This is a genomic window from Providencia alcalifaciens (assembly GCF_915403165.1).
Classification (GTDB): domain Bacteria; phylum Pseudomonadota; class Gammaproteobacteria; order Enterobacterales; family Enterobacteriaceae; genus Providencia; species Providencia alcalifaciens_C.
This window is the reverse complement of record NZ_OU659204.1, coordinates 3,510,598-3,534,719: the sequence shown is the minus strand read 5'-3', so window position 1 is coordinate 3,534,719 and position 24,122 is coordinate 3,510,598. Positions and strand designations below refer to the sequence as shown.

Annotated in this window: 12 protein-coding genes and 1 pseudogene; 12 read left to right on the top strand and 1 reads right to left on the bottom strand. The window is 46.2% G+C overall.

Going from position 1 to position 24,122, the window contains the following annotated elements; translation table 11 throughout:
• The first annotated feature begins 9 nt into the window (after positions 1–9).
• The 11 genes and pseudogenes from LDO73_RS16040 to LDO73_RS15990 all read left to right on the top strand — a co-directional run bounded on the left by LDO73_RS16040 (position 10) and on the right by LDO73_RS15990 (position 21,248).
• On the top strand, positions 10–1,452 hold the full coding sequence (locus LDO73_RS16040) for a hydrogenase 4 subunit D (protein ID WP_224059349.1): 1,443 nt from the start codon (positions 10–12) through the stop codon (positions 1,450–1,452).
• A 12-nt stretch (positions 1,453–1,464) separates the two neighbouring features.
• Complete coding sequence (hyfE, locus tag LDO73_RS16035) at positions 1,465–2,115, top strand: hydrogenase 4 membrane subunit (protein ID WP_224059347.1); 651 nt, start codon at positions 1,465–1,467, stop codon at positions 2,113–2,115.
• A gap of 4 nt (positions 2,116–2,119) precedes the next feature.
• Positions 2,120–3,700: a hydrogenase 4 subunit F gene (locus LDO73_RS16030; RefSeq protein ID WP_224059345.1), complete on the top strand. Its 1,581-nt coding sequence runs from the start codon at positions 2,120–2,122 to the stop codon at positions 3,698–3,700.
• Position 3,701: 1 nt separating this feature from the next.
• Positions 3,702–5,435, top strand: a complete 1,734-nt coding sequence (locus tag LDO73_RS16025) for an NADH-quinone oxidoreductase subunit C (protein WP_282560678.1) — start codon at positions 3,702–3,704, stop codon at positions 5,433–5,435.
• 12 nt (positions 5,436–5,447) lie between these two features.
• Positions 5,448–5,999, top strand: coding sequence for a hydrogenase 4 subunit H (gene hyfH, locus LDO73_RS16020; RefSeq protein ID WP_036949180.1), 552 nt, complete (start codon positions 5,448–5,450; stop codon positions 5,997–5,999).
• A complete protein-coding gene (locus LDO73_RS16015; protein ID WP_224059343.1) occupies positions 5,996–6,778 on the top strand; it encodes an NADH-quinone oxidoreductase subunit B family protein in 783 nt (260 codons plus the stop codon). Before hyfH ends, LDO73_RS16015 begins: the two co-directional genes overlap by 4 nt.
• A pseudogene (locus LDO73_RS16010) lies at positions 6,771–7,187 on the top strand (formate hydrogenlyase maturation HycH family protein); the annotation flags it as partial. The gene LDO73_RS16015 and the pseudogene LDO73_RS16010, both read left to right, overlap by 8 nt.
• Positions 7,188–7,307: 120 nt before the next feature.
• Positions 7,308–7,760, top strand: coding sequence for a hydrogenase maturation peptidase HycI (gene hycI, locus LDO73_RS16005; protein ID WP_224061206.1), 453 nt, complete (start codon positions 7,308–7,310; stop codon positions 7,758–7,760).
• A 551-nt stretch (positions 7,761–8,311) separates the two neighbouring features.
• Complete coding sequence (locus LDO73_RS16000) at positions 8,312–9,934, top strand: ShlB/FhaC/HecB family hemolysin secretion/activation protein (protein ID WP_224059342.1); 1,623 nt, start codon at positions 8,312–8,314, stop codon at positions 9,932–9,934.
• A gap of 68 nt (positions 9,935–10,002) precedes the next feature.
• Positions 10,003–20,916 (top strand): hemagglutinin repeat-containing protein, encoded by a 10,914-nt coding sequence (locus LDO73_RS15995; protein ID WP_224059340.1) that lies wholly within the window; start codon positions 10,003–10,005, stop codon positions 20,914–20,916.
• Positions 20,916–21,248, top strand: coding sequence for an immunity protein YezG family protein (locus tag LDO73_RS15990; protein WP_224059338.1), 333 nt, complete (start codon positions 20,916–20,918; stop codon positions 21,246–21,248). The genes LDO73_RS15995 and LDO73_RS15990 overlap by 1 nt, the downstream gene beginning before the upstream one ends.
• 42 nt (positions 21,249–21,290) lie before the next feature.
• Here the strand turns inward: LDO73_RS15990 and LDO73_RS15985 are convergent, their stop codons facing one another.
• Positions 21,291–21,518 (bottom strand): SymE family type I addiction module toxin, encoded by a 228-nt coding sequence (locus LDO73_RS15985; protein WP_224059337.1) that lies wholly within the window; start codon positions 21,516–21,518, stop codon positions 21,291–21,293.
• A gap of 1,122 nt (positions 21,519–22,640) precedes the next feature.
• Between LDO73_RS15985 and fumC the strand changes: the two genes are divergently transcribed.
• The gene (gene fumC / locus LDO73_RS15980; RefSeq protein WP_224059336.1) at positions 22,641–24,089 is read left to right on the top strand and encodes a class II fumarate hydratase; all 1,449 of its coding nucleotides are present in this window, start codon (positions 22,641–22,643) and stop codon (positions 24,087–24,089) included.
• The last annotated feature ends 33 nt before the right edge of the window (positions 24,090–24,122 follow it).

Here is a 24,122-nt window from a genome sequence, read left to right as displayed (position 1 = left end):
CGACGAAGCATGTTAGAAAATATTGCACTAGCAACCTTGATAATCCCGTTCATCGGGGCGTTGCTGGTCAGTGTGCTACCGACCCGTTTAGCGCCATGGCTAAGTACCTTAGTGGCATTGCTGGCTTCTTTGGGAACAGCGGCACTGGGCTGGCTCTATTTAGAGGGTGGCAAGGTTGCCACTACACTGGAGTTAATCCAGACGGGTGATGTGGCGCTATTCGGTTTTACCGTGGATGGCGTGAGCACGCTGATTGCGTTTGCGGTGGTGTTCCTCGGCTTCTTGATATGCCTCTACTCAACAGGGTATCTCACTGAAGGAAACCGTGAGCACGCTCATGGACCTACTCGTCGCTATTACGCTTTCTTGCTGATCTTTATCGGTGCGATGGCCGGGGTTGTGCTCTCTTCCACTATCTTAGGGCAGTTAGTGTTCTTCGAGATTACGGGTGGATGTTCTTGGGCGCTAATTGGTTACTACCAAACTGAAAAATCCCAGCGTTCAGCGATGAAAGCCTTGCTGATTACCCATGTTGGCTCACTCGGTTTATACATGGCGGCGGCAACCCTGTTTATCAGCACCGGAACCTTTGCTCTGAGCGCCATTGACCGTTTGAGTGAATCTCAAAGTCTGATCGTGTTCGGCGGTATTCTGTTTGCGGCATGGGGTAAATCAGCGCAGCTACCACTGCAAGCCTGGCTACCCGATGCGATGGAAGCCCCAACCCCAGTTAGTGCTTACTTACACGCCGCCTCAATGGTTAAAGTGGGTGTGTATATCTTTGCCCGTGGCTTGATGTCTTCTACCCATGTGCCAGAAATCATTGGTTGGGTGGGTGTGGTGATGGCGGTCATCACGCTGGTGTATGGCTTTATGATGTACCTACCGCAGAAAGATATGAAACGTCTGCTTGCATGGTCAACCATCACGCAGTTGGCGTATATCTTCCTCGCTTTATCCTTATCCGTTTTCGGTTCCAAAGAAGCCTTTGATGGCGGCATCGCGTATATCTTCAACCACGCATTTGCGAAAAGCCTGTTCTTCTTAGTGGCGGGTGCGCTGAGTTATAGCTGCGGTACACGTATGCTGCCGCGCTTACGCGGTTTGGCAAAACGCTATCCATTACTGGGCGTCGGCTTCTGTGTGGCGGCATTGGCCATCGCGGGTGTTCCTCCATTCAATGGTTTCTTCAGTAAATTCCCTATCTTTGCAGCAGGTTTTGCACTGTCTGAACAGTTCTGGGTATTAACGCCAATTATGGTGTTGGTGCTGATTGAGTCTGTTGCGAGCTTTGCATGGTTACTGTACTGGTTCGGTAAAGTGGTTCCGGGTGAACCTAGCGAAGAAGTGGCAAACGGCAGCGCAGTTCCATGGGCAATGCAGTGGGTTATCGGCTTACTGATCGTGATGTCCTTCTGTTCTAGTGTTATTGCCGTCATCTGGCTCGGTTAAGGGAGAGAAAGTATGACTGGTTCAATGATTGTAAATAATTTAGCAGGGCTGATGATGATCACGTCGCTGCTGGTGATCGGCGCGAAAAAGCCGGTGGTCTCTTGTTGGTTCTATGCGTTGCAGTCGCTGGTGTTAGTGGCGATTTTTGGCACGCTTTCCTACACCCTCAAGGCCCCTGAATTGGCGATGTGGGCAGGTACAGCATTTGCCACCAAAGTGGTTTTGGTTCCGTTGATTATGGGCTACGCCTTCCGAAAATTGTCCGATCCAACCGCGAACGGTGGGGTGATTAGCCCAGCTTGGTTGATGTTAGCGGCAGCGGTAATTGTGGTGCTGTGCTGGTTTGTGGTCGAGCCGATTAAATTGCCGCTGGCAGCGGAGTTAAAACCCGCTTTAGCGGTTTCGCTTGGGCACTTTATGTTGGGGTTGCTGTGCATCGTGACTCAGCGAAATATTCTCAAGCAAGCCTTTGGTTACTGCTTAATGGAAAACGGCTCCCATCTGACTCTCGCGTTACTGGCGTATAAAGCCCCTGAGCTGGTGGAAATTGGTATCGCCACCGACGCCATTTTTGCGGTGATCATTATGGCGGTATTGGCTCGTAAAATTTATTGCACGCTCAACACACTGAACGTGGATCAACTGACCGCGCTGAAGGGGTGATGAGATGAGTCAAACAATGTTATTAACCTTATTGATGGCAACCCCGCTGGTGATTTCGCTGCTGGCGTTCGCCTGCCGCATATTGGGTAACGGCGCAAAAATCCCCGTCACGGTGATCCATGCCATTGGGATCACCGCATTACTGGTTTTATCGCTCTGGATGGTGAGTACGATTGACCAAGTCGGTGACTTGCTGATGGCGGGCCGCTGGATCCACCTCGATAGCCTCGCAGGGCTATTCCTCGCTATCTTAGGGATTGTGGGCTTCCTGACGGGTTTGTACTCCATCGGTTATATGAACCATGAAGTGCATGAAGGGGAAATTAGTGTCGGAACCTTATGTAATTATTACGGTTTCTTCCATTTATTCCTGTTCACTATGCTGTTGGTGATCACCAGTAATAACCTGATTTTAATGTGGGCAGCGGTAGAAGCGACCACCTTAAGCTCCGCATTCTTAGTGGGCATTTACGGTCAACGTTCTTCACTGGAAGCCGCGTGGAAATACATCATTATCTGTAGCGTGGGTGTGGCATTCGGTCTGTTTGGTACCATTTTAGTGTATGCCAATGCAGTGAACGTCATGCCGGATCCTGAAATGGCTATCTTCTGGACGGAAGTCCTGAAATATACCGACCTCCTTGATCCAACCTTGATGCACCTTGCCTTTGTATTTGTGTTAATCGGTTTTGGTACCAAAACGGGTCTGTTCCCAATGCACGCATGGCTACCGGATGCACACAGTGAGGCTCCAAGCCCAACGTCAGCGTTACTGTCTGCGGTGCTGCTCAACTGCGCACTGCTGATTATTATCCGTTACTACATCATTGTGACCTCATCAATTGGTGGCGAATTTACCCAAACCTTACTGCTGGTATTCGGATTAATGTCCGTCGCGGTGGCAGCGTTCTTTATCTTGGTACAAAAAGATATGAAACGTTTGCTGGCGTACTCCAGTGTGGAAAACATGGGGCTGATCGCGGTAGCGTTAGGCATCGGCGGGCCTCTAGGCGTGCTGGCTGCACTGCTGCACACCTTGAACCACAGTTTGGGTAAAACTTTGCTGTTCTGCGGTTCCGGTAACGTGTTACTGAAATATGGCACTCGCGATATTACGGTAGTTAAAGGGTTACTGCGCACCATGCCATTTACCGCGGTGGTGTTTGCGGGTGGCGCATTGGCACTGGGCGGTATGCCTCCATTCAACGTATTTTTAAGTGAATTTATGATTGTGGTGGCGGGGCTAGTCGCTAACCATTTCTGGTTAACTTTGCTTGTGTTGATCCTGATTACAGTGGTGCTGGGCGGGTTGATCCGCATGATCTCCAAAACCTTATTTGGCGAACAACCAGAATGCGTAGCGCGTGGTGAGCTGGGCATTTTAACCACATTACCGATGGCAATTTTGATTGTGCTAATGCTGGTGATGGGAACTTATATTCCTCAGCCTGTCAGCCGCTTACTGGAAAATGCCGCGACGATCGTGCTCAAAGACAGCGCGACAGTCGACCACCAAATTACCACCTTAAATTATCAATGGCCGTGGGGTGCAAGCACCTCCGAACCTTCATTGCAGGAGAAATAACGTGAGCTATCAGAATTATGCAGATACCCTTCAAGGCGTTCGCAAAGGTGCAGGCTATCTGGCAAAAGTGCGCGAAAAATTTCCTCATGCCATGCTGGAAGAGGAGTGGCAAACCGCCAACCAAGTCACCATCACCGTAAAAACCGAGATGCTGCCAGAAGTGGTGGAGTTTCTTTATTATGGTTGTGGCGGTTGGTTACCGGTGCTGTGGGGCAACGATGAGCGTCCTCTGAATGGGCAGTTTGCGGTTTATTACGCGCTGTCGATGGAGGAGGGGGAAAAATGTTGGGTGACGGTGAAAGCCTATGTCAGTCCAATTACTCAAGAGTTCCCATCCGTTACGCCACGGGTGCCTGCGGCAGTATGGGGTGAGCGTGAAATCCGCGATATGTACGGTCTACGCCCAGTGGGCTTACCGGATGAACGCCGTTTAGTGCTGCCAGATGATTGGCCTGAAGACCTGTATCCGCTGCGCAAAGACACCATGGATTACCGTCAGCGTCCAGCGCCAACCACTGATACTGAAACCTACGAGTTTATCAACGACAGCAAAACCCAGAGTCGCATCGTGCCAATTGGCCCTCTGCATATCACTTCCGATGAACCGGGACACTTCCGTTTATTCGTTGATGGCGAGCGAATTGTCGATGCGGATTACCGAATGTTCTATGTTCACCGTGGTATGGAAAAACTGGCTGAAACTCGCATGGGTTATAACGAAGTCACTTTTTTATCTGACCGGGTCTGCGGCATTTGTGGCTTTACGCACAGCGTGGCGTACACCTCTTCCGTTGAAAATGCCCTCGGCATTTATGTGCCACCGCGTGCGCATACCATTCGCAGCGTGCTGTTAGAAGTTGAGCGCTTGCATAGCCACTTGCTTAATATTGGTTTAGCCAGCCACTTCACCGGATTTGATACCGGTTTCATGCAGTTTTTCCGCGTGCGTGAAAAATCCATGACCATGGCAGAGTTACTCACTGGGGCGCGTAAAACTTATGGTACCAACTTAATTGGTGGGGTTCGTCGTGACTTCTTAAAAGAGCAGCGCGTCAAAACTATTCAGCTGGTTAAAGAGATGCGCCAAGATGTGACCCAGCTGGTGGATATGCTGCTGAGCACACCCAATATGGAGCAGCGTACCGTCGGTGTCGGTCGCCTCGATCCACAAGTTGCCCGTGACTATAGCCCAGTTGGGCCGATGATCCGTGCCAGCGGCTTCAAGCGCGATGTACGTTTCGACCATCCATTTGCCGACTATGGCAATTTACCAAAAACCTTATTTACGTTAGATGGTTGCGATGTCTATTCCCGTGTGATGGTACGCATTAAAGAGACATTGGACTCCCTGTCGATGATTGAATATGCCCTCGACAATATGCCGGAAGGCCCAATTCTGACCGAAGGCTTTACCTATCAGCCTCATAAATTTGCTCTGGGCTATACCGAAGCGCCGCGAGGTGAAGATGTTCACTGGAGCATGCTCGGCGATAACCAAAAACTGTACCGCTGGCGCTGCCGCGCAGCCACTTACGCCAACTGGCCAGTGCTGCGTTATATGCTGCAAGGCAACACCGTTTCTGATGCGCCATTGATTATCGGTAGCCTCGATCCTTGCTACTCCTGTACTGACCGCGTGACGCTGGTGGATGTGAAAAAACGCAAAGCGAAAACCGTGGCGTACAAAGAGCTTGAGCAATACAGCATCGAGCGCAAACAATCGATTATGAAATAACGGAGGGACACCATGTTTAAACTTTTTAAAACCCTTCGCAATGCGGGTACCGCAACGGTGAAATACCCGTTCAAACCGCTGGAAGTGGCTCACGGCTTTCGCGGTAAACCGGAATACGACCCGCAGCAATGTATCGCGTGTGGCGCTTGTATTTCCGCTTGCCCAGCCAATGCGTTAACCATGGAAACTGATTTAGAAAGTGGCGAACGCCGCTGGCAGCTGTTTTTAGGGCGCTGTATTTATTGCGCGCGCTGCGAAGAAGTTTGTCCGACTCGCGCCATTCACTTAACGGAAGAGTTTGAAACCGCGGTGATGAACAAAGCGGATTTGTACATGAAAGGGACGTTCCGCCTGCAACATTGTCGCCAATGTGGTGAGGCATTCGCTCCGAAAAAATCCGTGGAGTATGCCATGGCGTTGATGGTGGCATCGGGGATTGAGGAAGGCGGCATTGAAGCCCTGCGCCCAATGTATGAAACCTGTCCATCCTGTAAGCAAAAAAATAACTTATTGAATAATGATCGTCAGAATTTCCGTTTGCATATTCAGGGAGATAAATCATGAGTCTGCCAAATATCCCCGTAAACCATCACGTTAGCCAGCCGATTGTGCTCGATGAGCAGGTCGCAAAACTGAAAAGCACGCTGCTGAAAGATATCAAGCGTTCAGCTTACGTATACCGTGTCGACTGTGGCGGCTGCAACGGATGTGAAATTGAAATTTTCTCGGCTATCACCCCTGTTTTTGATGCGGAACGTTTCGGGATCAAAGTGGTGGCGTCTCCGCGCCATGCGGATATTTTACTGTTCACAGGGGCGGTCACCCGTGCGATGCGCATGCCTGCACTGCGTGCGTATGAATCTGCGCCGGATCCCAAAATCTGCATCTCTTATGGGGCTTGTGGTTGTGGCGGGGGGATCTTCCACGATCTGTACTGTGTTTGGGGGGGCAGCGAACACATCGTGCCGATCGATGTGTGGATCCCCGGTTGCCCGCCAACCCCTGCTGCCACGATTTATGGTTTCGCGGTGGCATTAGGCTTACTGCAACAAAAATTAGTTGGGCAAGATCACCGTGAAGCCGACGGCGAAAAAGTGGAACTTTTGTTACCTTCGATTCCGTTAGCAACCCGCGTGATGATCGAACGCGAAGCGCGCCGCCAAGCAGGTTATTACCAAGGTCGAGAAATTAGTGACCGCTTCCTGACGCTGCTCGATGGCGCGACCCCAAGCCAAGTGAAAGCCACAATGCAAACATGGATGGACGAAGAGCAAGACCCGCGCCTGCGTGAAATTGTGAATCGCCTCGTGACCGTGCTGCAACAAGGGGGCATCAATGAGTGAATCAGCGACTGAAACGGGTAAAGTGATTTTCTGGTCACTGCGCCAGAAGTTTGTCGACAGTGACGATGACGTGCCTGAAGACGCGCAGCAAGTCATGTATTACTCGCTAGCGATTGGTCACCATGTTGGCATGATTGATTGCCTGAAAACCGAATTGGAGTGCCCACTAGATGGCTACCAATCTTGGGTGAATGCGCTTCCTGAAGGGGAGGCGCGTCGCAAATTACAGGGTTTGATCACCTTCGGCGAGATTAATATTGATTCCACTCACACCAATATGCTGGCGTTAGCATTAGATGGCTTCGCTAAAGACAGTGACTCGCCCTATCAGGCATGGAGCGCCACACTGATTCGATTGCTCGGCGAAATTGAGCGCGAGCCGGCAATTTATTTGATCGTGAAAAGACAGATAGCGAAAAGGCAGCCGATGAGCGATGTTGCCAGACAAACTCAACCTTCTTTTTCGATGGAAATCGAATCGTTAGAAAATCAGCCTTCGTCAGAAACCCCATCACCCGTGCAAAACCTCATGCTGGCGGTGGGCAATAGCATGATGGGGGATGACGGCGCAGGCGCGATGCTATTTGATCTGATGCAGCAAACCCCGATTGACGGTTGGGTGGCAATTAATGGTGGAAGCAGCCCTGAAAGTGTCTCCCACCAAGTACGCGCCTTAAAACCTCAGCGTTTATTAATTGTCGATGCCGCAGATATTGGTTTAGCGCCGGGAGAAATTCGAATTATCGACCCCGATGATATCGCCGAAATGTTTATCATGAGCACTCATAATCTGCCGCTAAATTTTCTTATCGACCAGTTAAAAGAGGATGTAGGGGAAATTATTTTCTTAGGCATTCAGCCCGATTTAGTCGGTTTTTATATGCCAATGAATGACAAAGTGGCTGCCGCCGTCGAACAAGTTTATCAAGCCTTACCAACATGGGAAGGGTTAGGGGGATTCCGGTTATTTGAGGGGGAGTAACGATAGACTGGAAGCCTTTATTTAAAGGATATAATTTAAGGGAATAAATAGACCGCACGATAAGGATATCGACGCGGTTTTTTGTTTTTGGTGTTATTCATACTTAGCTAATAATCTGATTTTTTAATTTTATTAATTAAATAAGATTAATCTATGGGTAATAAAAAATGAAATAAAAGATAAGTGATTTCTATTTTTATACTTATTTTATCCATATTTACACACTCCGTTAGTTAAATTAATAAAATGTATATCTAATCTATATTGGTGTTTGCTTCTTTGTAATTACTTGTTTGATTGGTAATTTTTTATTTTCATCTCTTAATTTCCTCTTATGTTGACCACTTAAGTAAAACTGATTAAATTACGGAAATAGAAATTAGCATTTTTAATCAAATTGATTGCAATTTATCCGTTACGTACTATTAATCGAGTTAAATCCTGTGCTATTAAAAAAACATTTCAGCAATACGATAAAACAGCATAAATATCGCCAATGGGTGGCGTTAAGTTTGCTTTTTATAAGCCCTAATTTGTGGGCTGAGTCATTTTTGAATCCAGCAAAAGAGGCGGCAAATATCGATCTTCGCGAACAACAGCGCCAGCAAGAGCGAGAAAGAGCATTACAACGACAAAATACTCCCGTCGTAGATACGCAATTTGCCCAGCCCGATCTGTCATTACCAGATTATCCGCAAAATGAAACGCCGTGTTTTACCATCAATACGATCCGCCTTGAAGGTGATTCGGCTGCTGATTTTCAGTGGGCATTAAAAGCGGTGAATGATGCTAAAGGGCTCTGTCTAGGAGGGCAGGGCGTCCTGCTGGCTTTAAACAAAGTGCAGAATGCTATTTTGGAAAAAGGTTATGTGACCACTCGTGTAATGGCACAAGAACAAGATTTAACCCAAGGCGAGTTAGTCTTAATGCTGCAGCCTGGTCGAATTAATGCGATACATTTTGATGAAGGTACCTCATGGCGCGGGCGTTTATGGAACGCTATCCCCGCGTCTTCAGGGGATATTCTTAACCTTAGAGATATTGAGCAAGGGCTAGAAAACTTCAAGCGCGTCCCTAATGTTACTGCCGATATTCGTATTGAACCCGGCCCGGTTGATGGTACCAGTGACTTAGTGGTCAGCTGGCAAGAAAAACGCCCTGTTCGTTTGAGTTTAAGCCTTGATGACAGCGGTTCGAAAAGTACCGGACGCTATTTAGGTTCTGCCACGCTGGCCATTGATGCCCCGTTTTCCCAAAACGACATGTTTTACGCCAATATCAGCAAAGATCTGTTCGATAAGGGCCCTTTTGGTAACGATTCTTATACCTTGAACTATTTTATCCCCGTTGGTAATTGGGGATTTTCAGCCAACTACAACGAGTATAATTATCACCAAAACATACCTAATGCCAACGAAGTACTGCGTTACACAGGTAAGAGTGATACAGCTCAATTCACGGTATCTCGCTTACTGTTTCGTGATCAATCCCATAAAACCACTCTTAATTTGCGCACTTACCGAAAAACGGCCAGTAACTCAGTCAATGACATTGATATTGAGCAGCAACGCCGTCGTACCGCGGGATGGGAAGTGGGTGTTAATCAGCGCAGCTTCTTAGGCAATGCCACACTCGACGCCAATGTCAACTGGCGTCGTGGCACCGGCGCCTATGGTGCACGCAGAGCCCCAGAAGAAGATACCCACAGCGGCAGCGCCCGCGTGGGAATTTTTCTTGGAGACATCAGTTTCAATCAGCCATTCATGTTGGGTGAACAGCCTTGGCGTTGGAATACTTCTTTGCGTGGCCAATGGACACAGTTCGCTTTAACGCCACAAGAGCGTATGTCTATCGGTGGGCGTTATACCGTTCGTGGCTTTGATGGTGAGCAAGTGCTTTCCGGTGAGAAAGGGCTGATTTGGCGTAATGATTTGGCGTGGAATGCGTTCTCTCAAGGGCAAGAGCTCTATCTCGCGGTGGATTATGGTCGTGTTGAAGGCCAGAGCACTAAGTACCTTGTTGGACACCAACTTGCAGGTACCGCATTAGGGCTTCGCGGCTCAATTTCATCCCGTTTAAGCTACGACCTATTCGTTGGCATCCCGCTGTATAAACCTAAAAAATTCGATACTTCGGGAACCACGGCAGGATTTAGCCTCAATCTCGAAATGTAGCTGTGTTTCCATTAGACATACCCGGTTATTTCCGTGTTTGCGTTGTGTTTTCTGAAGGATAGTACGTTATGAATAAGCATTGTTATCGTCTGATTTTTAGCCGCACTCACGGGGAATTACGTGTGGTGTCTGAACTGGCAAAAAGCTGTAGCACTGAAGCAGGTCAAACTCGAGGGTCGAACGGAGGCCGCCTATGGGTCACTTTACGCCGTACTTCGCTGTTGCTTTGGTTGGCACTATGGGGAAGCTCAGCACTAGCTAGTGGAATTGTGGCAGATAACAATGCACCTAAGAACCAACGTCCTGAAGTTATCAATACGCAAAATGGGATCCCGCAGGTCAATATTGCAGCGCCGAATGGTTCCGGTATTTCCCATAACCAATATAAACAATTTGATGTGGATAACCGCGGAGCTATTCTCAATAATTCGGCGGTGATGACTTCCACACAAACCGCAGGGATGATCCAAGGCAACCCGAACCTTGACCCAAACAAAGCCCCTGCTCGCGTCATTCTCAATGAAGTGAATAGCAATAATCCGAGCCAAATTAAAGGCTTTCTTGAAGTAGCAGGTGGCAAAGCCCAAGTAATAGTGGCTAATCCATCGGGGATCATTTGTAATGGCTGCGGCACTATCAACGCAGGTCGAATGACCCTGACTACCGGGAAACCACAGTTTAATCAAGATGGTAGCCTTGCAGGATACCAAGTTGAACGCGGTGTTATCCGTGTTGAAGGCGGTGGATTGAATGCCGATAGTCGCCACGATACTCAATATGTGGATTTGCTTGCCCGTGCCGTTGAAATCAACTCCGGCGTGTGGGCAAACGAAAAAATTGCGGTTGTCGCGGGTAAAAACAAAGTCGATACGCAAAATAAAGCCACCCCGATGGAGAGCCAAACCGCGCAACCTGAATTTGCCATCGACATGGGGCAAATGGGTGGAATGTACAGTGGTTATATCCACATGGTGGGCACCGAAAAAGGTGTGGGTGTGCGTAACCAAGGCGGACACATCCAAGCGGATAAGACGTTGACAGTTAGCAGCAACGGTAAGCTCAGTTGGGGCAGCTCATCACAACAAGCCACCACTCAAGCAGGTGGTGATATCTCCCTGACCGCCAAAGACACAATCGATCATCAAGGCAAATTACACAGTGGCGGCACCTTAAACGTTGAAAGCCAAACAAGCTCAGTGAGCAATACAGGCACGCTGGCTGCTATGAAAGATGTCAATATCAACGCGAAAGGTGATATTCGCAGCCAAGGCAACGTACTCGCGGGCAGTGATAACAAAAGTCACATTATTAATAATGCCAATATCACCTTAAACAGCGACGGTAAAATTGACACCCGAGGCACCCTGTTAAGCAAACAAAATATCACTGCGGCAGGTCAATCGCTGGATTTAAGCCAGACGCAAGTTGCAGCGTCCACCTTAGCGCTCACCGCCAAACAAGGGGATATCGCTCTCACTCAAAGCAAGATTGATGCCAATAATATCAAGCTCAACAGTGCACGCGATATTCACGCCGAACAAGTCCAAGTCAAAGCTGGGCAATGGAACGTTAGCGCTAATAACCTGTTTAATCAGAAAGGCACGTGGGTGCAAACAGGCCAAAATGAGAGCCAATTTGCTCTCACTGGGCAACTGAATAACCAAGAGGGTGCGATTGAAGCTAACCGCCTCAAGCTCAATGTTGACTCACTGAATAACCAAAATGCTCGGCTGGTAGCGTTAAATAATACGAAACAAGATTGGCGGGTGAAACAATCTGTCAATAATCAGCAAGGCGAAATCGGGGCGAATGGCGATTTAAGCCTAACAGCGAATACGATTGATAACCAATCGGGCACGATTAAAAGCCAAACTAAACTGGCCTTGAATGCCAAAGAGCAGATTGATAATAGCGCGGGTAACCTTGTCGCAGGGAAATCTATCAATCTGCAAACGGGTAAAGAGCTCAGCAACCAATCCGGCACAGTCAATAGCCAGCAAGTTACAGTGACGACAGACAGCCTAAATAATGCATTGGGTAAATTAATTAGCCAAACTACGTTAGATATTGTCGCTCGACAGCAGATAAATAACACCAACGGGTTTATGGGGGCAGGTGATAAATTAACCTTAACCGCTCAAGATGTGGTTAACAGCCAACAAGGCACGCTACAAAGTGATACCCAACTTACGATTGATGCACAACGCATTGATAACCAAAGTGGAAAAATACTGTCCGGCGAGCAACTTACACTGAATACTACCGCGGATCTTGATAACCAAGGTGGTACCATTTATAGCAAGCAAGCCGTTATCAATGCCAACAACGTGAGAAACCAGCAAGGCCAAATTGTTGGTGAAAACACTGTTGATATCAAAGCAAAAAATACTTTAGATAACAGCCAAGGAAAAGTGATTGCCAATCAGGCCTTAACGGCCACTGTCGGCCAACAGCTCACCAACCAAGCAGGTTTACTGCAAAGTGGTAATCAATCTGTTATCACCGCCCAATCATTGAATAACCGAGATGGCCAAGTTCTGTCTGGTAAAGCCCTTGATATCATGACTGCCTCGAAAATTGACAATGCAAAAGGCGAAATCAGCAGTCAATATGTCGACATCGATACAGAGCAGCTCGAAAACCAATCGGGTAAAGTGATTGCTAGCCAAAATTTAGATATCACTAGCCGTGATGGCGTCAATAATCAGACAGGATTACTCGAAGCCAGTCAGCAACTGAGCCTCGAAACCCAACGTGATATTGCAAACCAGAAAGGAGTTATTCAGGCAGGGAAAAATGCCGAGATTACCGCCAACAATCTTGATAACACCGAAGGCCAGTTACAATCTGGTAAAACCCTTGCGCTTAACACGCAAGGTAACATTGATAATATTCAAGGAAAAATAAGTGCAGGGCAGGCTTTAGACTGGCAAGGTCGCCAGCAGAGCGCATTCAATAACAATGGTGGATTGCTACAAAGTGGTGGCACGTTGACATTAGCTGGCGGACAACTGAGCAACCAACAAAAGGGACAAATACTGAGCCAAGATACGCTTTCATTCACCCTTACTGGCGATTTTAATAATCAAACTGGTATTCTGACCAGCCAACGTGATGCTGTGATCAATGCCAACCTCGTTAATAATGCACAAGGGGCAATCAATGCTCTTGGTCGTTTGAATGTTCAGGTCACACAGCTGATTGATAACCGCGATGGGCGAGTTTTTAGTCAGCAATCTCAAACACTTAAAGCGCAAAATATTCATAACCAGAAAGGCTGGATGGGTAGTTTAGATTCATGGCAGGCGACGACTCAGTCATTGAATAACCAAAGCGGTGAAATTCAAAGCCAGAAAAATATCGAACTCACGGCAAACTCACTGGATAATCAACAAGGCATATTACAAGCTGGTGGTGCTGCATCACTATTAGTTGCCAACGAAATCAATAACACTCAAGGCAAAATCAGTGCCAGCCAAGGCCTGACTATGACAGGGCAATCCATCAATAATCAGCAAGGGAAAATACTCTCTGGCGGTACACTACAGCTTAGTGCTTCGAGTGCGAATAACTCGCAAAACGGCTTACTCTTCAGCCAAAAACAACTGTTGTTATCGATTGAAAATGCATTGAATAACGATCACGGTAAATTACAAAGTGGCGAGAGTCTTACGCTTACGAGCAAAGCGTTAGACAATACCGCTGGTAAGATCGAAAGCCAACAAACGCTGAATCTCACAAGCACAGAACTGATAGACAACACATCAGGAACCATTCTTAGCAATCAAAAACAAAAATTAGAAACCAAAGTATTTAAGAACAAACAAGGTACAGTCAGCAGCCTTGGTGAGCTTGCCCTGAATACGACAGAGCTTGATAACCGTGCAGGTACTGTTATTAGCCAACAAGCGGGCACCTACAACATCGCGCAGCTCAATAACACGCAAGGAAAAATTCACAGCGGCGACACCTTAACGTTGAATGCTACAGATATCCAAAACCAGCAAGGGCAGCTAGTCTCCACCAAAGCGCTGAAATTGATAGCATTGACATTGGATAATCGACATAGCGGTATTTTAAGCAGCCAAGGTAGCCTCAGCCTGTTACTCAATACCTTAGATAACCGTGAAAATGGTCTGGTACACGGCAGTAAAGAAACCACGTTAACTGTCAAAAATATCGAAAATATCCAAGGTCGACTGCAAAGTAACGAAAATTTGACGTTTTCGGGTGTTAATCGCTTGGACAACCAATCCGGCAATATCGTCGCCAATGGCGATATTACACTGAATACGGACGCGGCTTCCGCATCAACTCAGCTTGATCTACTGAACCAGAAAGGTACCCTGCAAAGTGGTTCGGCTCTCGCCATTAAAACCCAGTCCATTAATAATCAGGGCGGGACAATCAAGAGTCAGAAAGCGCTTTCGCTGACCGCAGCACAAGACTATACGCACCGCGCAGGCGATACCCTCACCAGCAATCAATCTGTCACACTGAATATCACGGGCGCGTTGACCAATCTTACTGACTGGCTATTACCGGGTAATTTTACTTTTTCGAGCCTGAACTTTACCAACCAAGGCTCACTGGTCAGTAAAAACCTCGATATCACGACAGGCAAACTGGATAACCTCAATCGGTTAGAAGCCGATAAAATGACGTTCAATGTCAATGAATTAAATAATAGCGCCACCTTGATGGGGGATGACATCCGTGTTAAAGCCAAAACGCTTGATAATCAGGGGGAAAAGGCCGTCATTGCCGCAGCAAAACACATTGACCTACATACGGAAACAACACTCACCAACCGTGACCAAGCGCTAATTTACAGTGGTGATACCCTCACACTCACCAGCGATGACTTGATTGAAAATAACGCCAGTTTTATTGAGGGAGAAGGTGCCGTTTCTATTACTGCGCGTCAACTGAATAACTTACGTGAAGGATTAGATATTCAGAAAGAGGCTGAAGTCGAAAATTATAAAAAACACCTTTATAACTTCTACTGGCGCTCATTTAGTACAGATGTACACAAAACCCCTGATGCAATGGCACCCACCACGCAGCAATTGACCTTTCAAAGTGAAAGTGCGGCGTTGGATAACAAATATGGCACCATTTTAGACATTGATGCTAAAAATAAACGCGCACAAATGAAGGTAAAACAGCAAAATGGCCAAGTTACCACGCTGTGGGTCAATTATTTAGCGCTTACACCCAATAGCGATGGCAGCTATGCCATGACCTTCTATGAGTCGCGTGGCGTTCCGGGACGTATCAAAACCCCACCCACCCCATACCATGGTGCGGTCTGGCGGGAACACGACGAACCTTATTACGAAATATGGGATCCGAACAAACATATGGATCTCGCTAACTCGACTAAGGTTGAAGATTATAGCTGGATACGAGAACGCTCGGTCACAGGAACAGTCACTCGAGATAAGCTGATATCGGAAGGTATTGGTGCACGTATCCTGTCGGGTGGGAATATGATGATCCATATTACTGAGCGACTCAAAAATGATGCGAGCACTATTACATCAACGGGTAATTTAGATATAGAAGGTAAAGAATTCGTAGAAAATACGGGTTATTCCGTGAATGAACACCGCAAAGAATTCTACTCTGACCATTATGATGTCAGTAAAAGCCATTGGTACCCTGAATATAGTAGTGACAAAACCACGGCACTGACGACTCTTGATAGCATTATTTCAGGTAATGGTAATGTATCGATTACTGGCGCCAATATTACCAACACTACGGTTAATGACGCCCAAATATCCACCATCGAAGCGGCGATTAACGCTGCCAAAGCGGAACGCGCGGAGTGGGAACGCAACCCACTGGAATTTGATATTGACGGTGTCGACAAACAGAACCTTAACACAGGACTGACCACGCATGGTGGCTCTGAGTTAACTACGCCAGAAGGTCAATCACCGCAAGAGCGCCCATTATTACCAGCAGAGCTGGCCTTAACGGAAAAACAGCATATTGGCGATGTGGCAACCTCTATCCCGAATAATGGATTATTCCGTCCAAACTTAACACCAGATAGCCCATTTTTAGTGGTGACGGACTCGCGATTCACTGACAGAAATAAGTTTATCAGTAGCGACTATTTACTTGAGCGCGTCGGCTACTCTCCTGCAGACGTACACAAGCGTTTAGGTGATGGCTTCTATGAACAGCGTTTAGTCCGTGAGCAAGTTTTGAAATTAACGGGACGCCCTTCTGTGAAAGAGGGTGATGCGATGACGCAATATCAATATTTAATGGATAACGGTATTCGCGTAGCAGAGGAGTTTCATTTACGCCCTGGAGTAGCATTAACGCCTGCTCAAATTGCGGCATTGCAGCAAGATATTGTGTGGATGGTGAGCGAAACCGTCAACACGGCACAAGGCCCCCAAACAGTTTGGGTTCCCAAAGTTTACCTCACCAATCAAACCATCAGGTTAACTCAGCAAGGCGCAGTCATTGCGGGTAATACTCTGCATCTTTCTGCGGATAGCGTCGATAATGCGGGGAACCTGTTGGCGGATAACGCCCTGAGTGTGGATGCGAAGCAGTTCACTCACCGTAATGGGGATATCAATGCAGATAGTATCCAAGTTAAAGCGGATAGCATCACATTAAGTACCAACTTACAAGATGCTTTACGCCAAGCGACGATGAATGCTACCGATATCACGTTAACGGGGAATGACATTCAATTACAAGGTGCCAAGCTTGACGCAACTCATGACATCAAATTGAATGCCCGAGATAATTTATCGATAACATCGGTCAAAAGTACCCATAAAGGAGCTATTGACATAATCGCCGGCGCAATGGGTGATCGTAGTAATATCGTTAATAATTCGGGGAATCTCGCCCAAGTCAGCGGAGAGTGGCAATTAGCACAAAGTAGTGAACTGAGTGCTGGTGGAAACCTCAGCCTAAATGCTGGAAAAGATATCACTGTCAAAGGTAGCCAAGCTCAAGCTGGCGGCACGCTGGATGTCAACGCCGGTGGCGATATCAATATCCTGTCGGATAAAACCACCAATAAAACTCAGCTCGATGCACAAGGTAACGGCTCTTCCGTCAGCAACTATCGCGAAGAAGACCGTTTGGTGCTCAGCACGCTCAGTGGCGACAAGGGCGTCTCTCTTCATGCGGGCAACAACTTGGTGGCTGAAGGCGCTCAAGTTGACAGTCAAGCAGGAAAGGTTAGCGTCTCAGCCCGAGATGTGACCATCACGGCGGCAACCAAAGATACCTACGCGCTAGACCAAGAACAAACCAGTAGCGGCAGCAGCAAAGGATCGCGTGTCGATGAAACCTCATCCCATGAGGTGGTTGGCAGCACATTTAGTGGACAAAATGGTGTTGAAATCACTGCACGAGATAAAGACATCACCGTCACGGGCAGTACCCTTCACAGTGAAAAAGGCGAAATCACGCTTGGTGCGAAACAAAATGTGACGCTCAATACTGCGACGGAAGAGCACAAAAAATACGTTGAAGAGCAGCGTAGCAGCAAAGGTTTATTGAGTTCCAGCAGCGATCACACTGTCCAAAACGATGAGAGCACCCGCGAAAAAGGCAGCCTGCTCAGTGGTGAAAAAGTTACCATCAATGCGGGTAATGACCTAACAGTCAAGGGGTCTTCCTTGGTGGCAGAAAACGATGTCACTCTAGCCGCAGGCAATAATGTGGATATCATCGCTGCCACTGAAACTGACTCGCATTATCTTCTTGAAGAGAAATCAAAAAGTGGCTTAATGAGTAGCGGTGGCATTGGCTTTACCGTCGGTAAACAATCCTCTCGCCATGAAGTGGATGAAAAAGGCATCACCCAAAGCCAAAGTGTTAGCACGATTGGTAGTACACAAGGAAATGTCAATATCACCGCAGGCAACAAACTGCATGTGGGTGGGGCTGACCTTGTTGCCCAAAAAGACTTAACCCTCACAGGCGATAGCGTACAAATCGACCCAGGTTATGATGAGCGTACCCGCACTGAAACCTTTGAAACCAAGCAAAGTGGTTTCACTGTGGCGTTATCGGGGGCAGCGGGGAGTGCCTTAAATACCGCAGTCAGCACTGCACAACAAGCACGTAAAGAAAGTGATGGTCGTTTAAATGCCCTGCAAAATACCAAAGCGGTATTATCAGGTGTTCAGGCTCAACAAGCTTATGAGCTGGATGGGCTTAAAACGGATGCGGCCAATGCGCATAACCTTGCCAATAACCTGAAACCGGGTGATGAAGGCTACCAAAAAGGGGCGACGAATACGGTCGGTGTCAGTGTGTCTTACGGCAGCCAATCCTCGAAAAGCGAAACCCATACAGACAGCCGTCAGTCTCAAGGCAGTACCTTAAACGCAGGCCAAAACCTGTCGATTACGGCTACGGGTAAAAATAAAGACGGTAATCCAGACAGCGGTAACATCACAGTCGTCGGCAGTGAGCTAAAAGCCGGTAAAGATTTATCACTGTCTGCAACACAAGATATCAACCTAGTGTCAGCCCAAAACAGCGAGCAGACCACCAGTGAAAACAGCAGCAAAGGCGGCAGTGTCGGAGTTGGTGTGGGCGTTGGTGCAGGCGGCTACGGGGTCAATGTCTCAGCCTCCGTCAACCAAGGTAAAGGCCATGAAAAAGGGAATGGCCTTACGCACACCGAAACCACACTGGATGCGGGCAATAAGCTCACGTTAAACAGCGGGCAAGATACCACCCTCAAAGGGGCGCAAGTCAGTGGTGAGCAAGTGACGGTCAATGTGGGTCGTGACCTGAACATGGCGAGCCAGCAAGACAGCGACCGTTATGATGCGAAACAGCAAGAGAGCAGCGTCGGTGGCGGTTACACGATAGGTGGTACACCAAACATCAATATCAGCGCTAGCCAAGACAAAATCAAAAGCAACTATGACAGCGTCAAAGAACAGACGGGGATTTTTGCGGGCAAAGGTGGTTTTGATATCACCGTCGATAAACACACTCAACTCGACGGTGCGGTTATCGCATCCACCGCGGACAAAGACAAAAACCGCTTAGAAACGGGCACGCTGGGCTGGAAAGATATCGACAACAAAGCGGACTTTACTGCCGAGCACACGGGCGGCTCGATTGGCACAGGAGGCTCGATTGGGGGGCAGTTGTTGACCAATGCTGCGGGTGGTTTGCTCTCCAATGCCAATAATAGCGGACACGCCGAAGGCACGACTAAATCGGCGGTCAGTGAGGGAACCGTCATTGTTCGCAATGAGAACAAACAAAAACAGGATGTTAACGAGCTCAACCGCGATACCGAGCACGCTAATGACGGCAGCATTAACCCAATCTTCGACAAAGAGAAAGAGCAAAACCGCTTAAAACAGTCTCAATTGATTGGTGAAATCGGCAATCAGACGATGGACATCATCCGCACGGAAGGGGAAATCGCGGGGCTGAAAGCTCAAAAAGACCCGGATGCGTTAGCCATCGCCAAGCAGCAACTTCTTAAGGACAATAAAGTTGCGACGGATGAGGCGATTAAACAACAAGCGTACAACAACGCGATGGCGCAATATGGCACGGGCAGCGATTTCCAAAAAGCCGCCCAAGCGGTGACAGGGTTGTTGCAAGGGTTGGCGGGTGATAACTTAGCGGGGGCGTTAGGTAATGCGTCTTCGCCGTATTTAGCAACCAAGATTAAAGAACTGACAACTGACCCAGTGACTGGTGAGGTTAACAAAGCAACCAATGCGATGGCGCACGCCGTGCTGGGTGCGGTGGTTGCCGAGTTGAATAACCAATCCGCCGTGGCGGGTGGCTTGGGTGCCGGTGGCGGAGAGTTGTCGGCTCGCATCATTATGGATAAGATGTTCCCGGGCAAGAAAGTGTCCGATTTAACGGAAAGCGAGAAGCAACAAGTCAGCGCATTAAGCCAGTTGGCTGCAGGATTAGCCGGTGGTCTTACTACGGGTGATGTTGCGGGCGCAGTGACGGCATCGCAAGCAGGGAAAAATGCGGTTGAGAATAACCTCATGGGCGGCACGGAAGAGGAACAAGTCAAATTTGCTCGAAGCCATGCAAAAGATGTGATGTCTTGTGTGGATAACCCCTCCGGTGAAGCTTGCCAGCGTGGTGAAGCAGTTAATAAGGCAATTGCTATTGCGCTTGTCGGCGGCGCGGCAGGTGGTGCGATAGCAGCAATTACTCCAGAAGCACTTGCAGCGGCTCAGGTAGCGATGAGAGCTTGTGCGGCCAATCCAGCATTATGTACGGTAGAAGTCAGTAACTTTATTGTTGAAACAATAGGTGCAGAAGCAGCCCCTGCAGGTATTGCAGTAACAGGAGCTGGTTATGGTGTTAAATACTCAACAGAACAATTAGTAGAATTTGCTGCACTTCAAGCGATAAAGAAAGAAGGCGGTGAAGTAACCCCTGAAATGGTGAATAAGGTAATTACAGGGAATGTAAGTAAAGAAATACCTAAAATCATAAATGAACAAAAAATTATTGAAATAAAATCAGGTAGTAAGGGTGATTGGAATAAGCAACTGAACAAACCAGAGCCAAATGCCATTTATCAGGTTGATGGTAATAAAACCTATAAAACTGATTCACAAGGGCGAGTAGAGACTGTAGAAGCGAAATTGTCTCTGAACTCAAATGATAGAAATACCTATCAGCAGTGTAAAGTTGGCAAATGCGGTGTTGCTGGTGATGAAGGTGGACATTTAATTGCAACTATTTTCACTGGCCCAGGAGAGAAACTCAATATTGTTCCTATGAACTCTAACTTGAATAGAAGTGAATGGAAAAAAATGGAGAACTCATGGGCAAAAGCATTGAAAGAAAATAAGGATGTTGATGTTAAGATCGAGCCTGTATATCTAGGGAATAGTGATCGGCCAAGTAGTTTTAACGTTATGTATAAGATAGGGAATGAACGCCCCGTAGAAAGAACATTTATTAATGATTCTGGAGGTAAATAATGAAAACTGAACAAGAAATATACAATGAAATAGGGTCATTACTATACGGTATAGCTCCAGATGATGCTCAAAAAATAATAATGAGAGCAAGCTTATCAGATGAAAGTGACACATGTGAATATGAGTATGATTATATTGACAATGAAAATGCGTTGAAATGGCTTACGGCGGGAGGGGTTGCGAATACAAATATGCTTCACAATTTAGTTGAATTGCAAAACTATTATATTGAAAATAATTTAACTAATGGCCTGCCTGTTTGGAAAAGTTGTGAAGCCACTTTAGATCTAGAAAAAATGCAAATTAATATTCATTTTAAGTATGAAGACTGAAATAAAAGACCCCAGACCTACTCTGGGATCTCCTTCGTGTAATTACTCCCCCTCAGCCAGCTGGATAATCAACTGTCCGGCTTGCTGAGTGAGGGTGACGTGGCTGCCCACCGTAAACCCTAACTCACTCAACCACTTACCGCTGAATGTCAGTTGCGGGTTGGGATTGGGTTTACCGCGGTTGGGGGTATAACCCACTGTATAGTGTCTGGTTTTAACCCCTTCTTCTTTAGCTGTCGGTGTTTTTACACTACAATCGCGCTTAGCCATGGTGACTACTCCTTTAGTTGCACTGGTTAGCCATGTTGGGGTGTTCCCGCACCCGAGCATGGCGCTATCTCAATTTACTATCCAATCAAACGCTTAGCTTGATGTTTTCAAATCAGCACATCCAAAATCGATGTCACTGATTTTAACTCTTCTTCGTCCATCTGTTTGACCACTTTAAGCGTGTTGCAAAATACCAAGGCGGTAATGTAGGGATTAGTAGTGGAGTTGAGTCCTAAATATCAATCGGCTAATGGTGGAACCAAGCTTCAATTCAATTAGAAAAATATAAATAGACCGCGCTACAGGGATGCAGTGCGGTTTTTACTGAAAAAGCACGTCACCATCCATGGAAATTCGACTATTTCTCTAAAATTGCGTAAAACCAGTGTTTAATATGGTGTCGATATGAATATTAAACGCGGTACTCGTTTTGTGCGTGGAGTTAGGTTCAATGACCAAACAAGGCGGGCATGATCACTATTATCAAGTGCTTCTCTTCAGTATTGTTGAGTTATGATGTTCTTTATTTTTGCATAAGCATAATTAAGGATGATTTTTTTTTGAATTAATGCGTATTAAACTAAAGAGAATCTCAGTGGGTATATCACCTTGTATTTTAAATGAATAACATGTTTTTAGCTCTTTTTTATAATGTTATGTATATTGAATAATATTATTTCATTTATATTTCAGTGATTGTTTTTGTTTTATTAATTCATTTTAAGATTTGAATTTATTTAATCTAAATATTTCACTTAGCACATGAGTTTTTTATTTTTTATATCAGTGTTTCAATGATTTTTTTATACATTTAAATTGTTTGATTTATTTAAGTTGTCATTAAAAGATAAGATTTATAATGCATAATATTGTTTTTAACGTTATTTTGAAACTTTAGTCTTTATATGATTTTTGGATAAAATAGACAGTCTGTTTGCGAAGGTTATATTTTATAAAAAGTCGAGTGTTAATTAATTTCTTATATTTTAAACTGATATTTTATTATCTTATTGGGTTTAATTTCTTATTTTAAAGCATGTTTGGTATTTGATGTTTAATTGATTTTTTTAACTTAGTATAGGAATTGCTCATATGTTTTATATTTAAAATGGAGTTATTGTAATGACAGATTATATTCTAAATAAGAGCATCCCTATTGGTATTAATGAAACAGGCACCCGTGAAGAATTCGATAGCATGGGAAAAGTAAATGTTCCTGCAAATCGTTATTGGGGGGCGCAGACTCAACGCTCATTACAGCACTTTAATATTGGCGATGATTTAATGCCAAAATCGGTTTACCACGCGTATGGCTATGTAAAAAAAGCCTGTGCATTGGTTAACTGCGAAGCAGGTCGATTAGCTGAATGGAAAAAAGAGGCGATTGTGATCGCTGCTGATGAAACTATTCATGGTCAATTAGATGAGCATTATCCGCTTTATGTATGGCAGACAGGCTCTGGCACACAATCTAATATGAATGTGAATGAGGTCATTTCTAACCGAGCAATTCAATTATTAGGTGGCTCATTAGGAACTCAATTGCCCGTTGGACCCAATGATGATGTCAACATGGGTCAATCTTCCAATGACACATTCCCTACTGCAATGCACATCGCCGCTATTTTTGCGCTTGATGAACAATTAATTCCGAGTATTGAAGATTTAATTCAACTTATTGAAAAGAAAGCCGACTCGTGGATGACTGTCGTTAAGATCGGTCGTACTCACCTAGAAGATGCAGTACCTTTAACTGTAGGACAAGAGTGGCACGGTTGGGCGGGTCAATTACGAGATGCGCTAGATGACATTAAACGTAGTCAGCAAGATCTTTATAAGCTCGCTGTTGGCGGCACGGCTGTTGGTACAGGATTAAATGCGCCAAAAGGTTTTTCAAAAGATGTCGCAGATAAGATAGCGGAATTAACTCAAAAGCCGTTTATTACAGCACCCAATAAATTTACCGCTCAAGGCTCTCTTGATGCATTAGTTCGCACACATGCCGCTATTCGTGGACTGGCAGTGGCACTGATCAAAATTGCGAATGATATGCGCTGGTTAGCTTCGGGCCCTCGTTGTGGTTTCAGCGAATTAATATTGCCATCGAATGAACCTGGTTCATCTATCATGCCTGGAAAGGTCAACCCAACCCAATGTGAAGCGATTGTCATGATTGGTATTCAGGTTATGGGTAATGATGCTGCGATTGCAATATCAGGTAGCCAAGGTAATTTTGAATTAAATGCGATGAGACCGGTAATTATTAATAATCTCCTGCACTCCATTCGAATTATTTCTGATGGCTGCCGTAAATTTATGGAATATTCAGTAGAAGGTACTGAATTAAATAACGCGAAAATAACCGAGTATGTGGAAAATAGTGTCATGTTAGTGACGGCATTATCCCCAATTATTGGTTATCAAAATGCAGCGCATATTGCTGAAAATGCAATAGCGAAAAATATCACGTTAAAAGAATCTGCAATCGCTTCTGGGAAAATAAGTGAAGAAGATTTTAATAAATATGTCAATCCGATTGATATGACAGGAAATGGTCTATCTGGCGCGTAGTTTTCTCTGAATTATAATATTTAAATTAGAAGG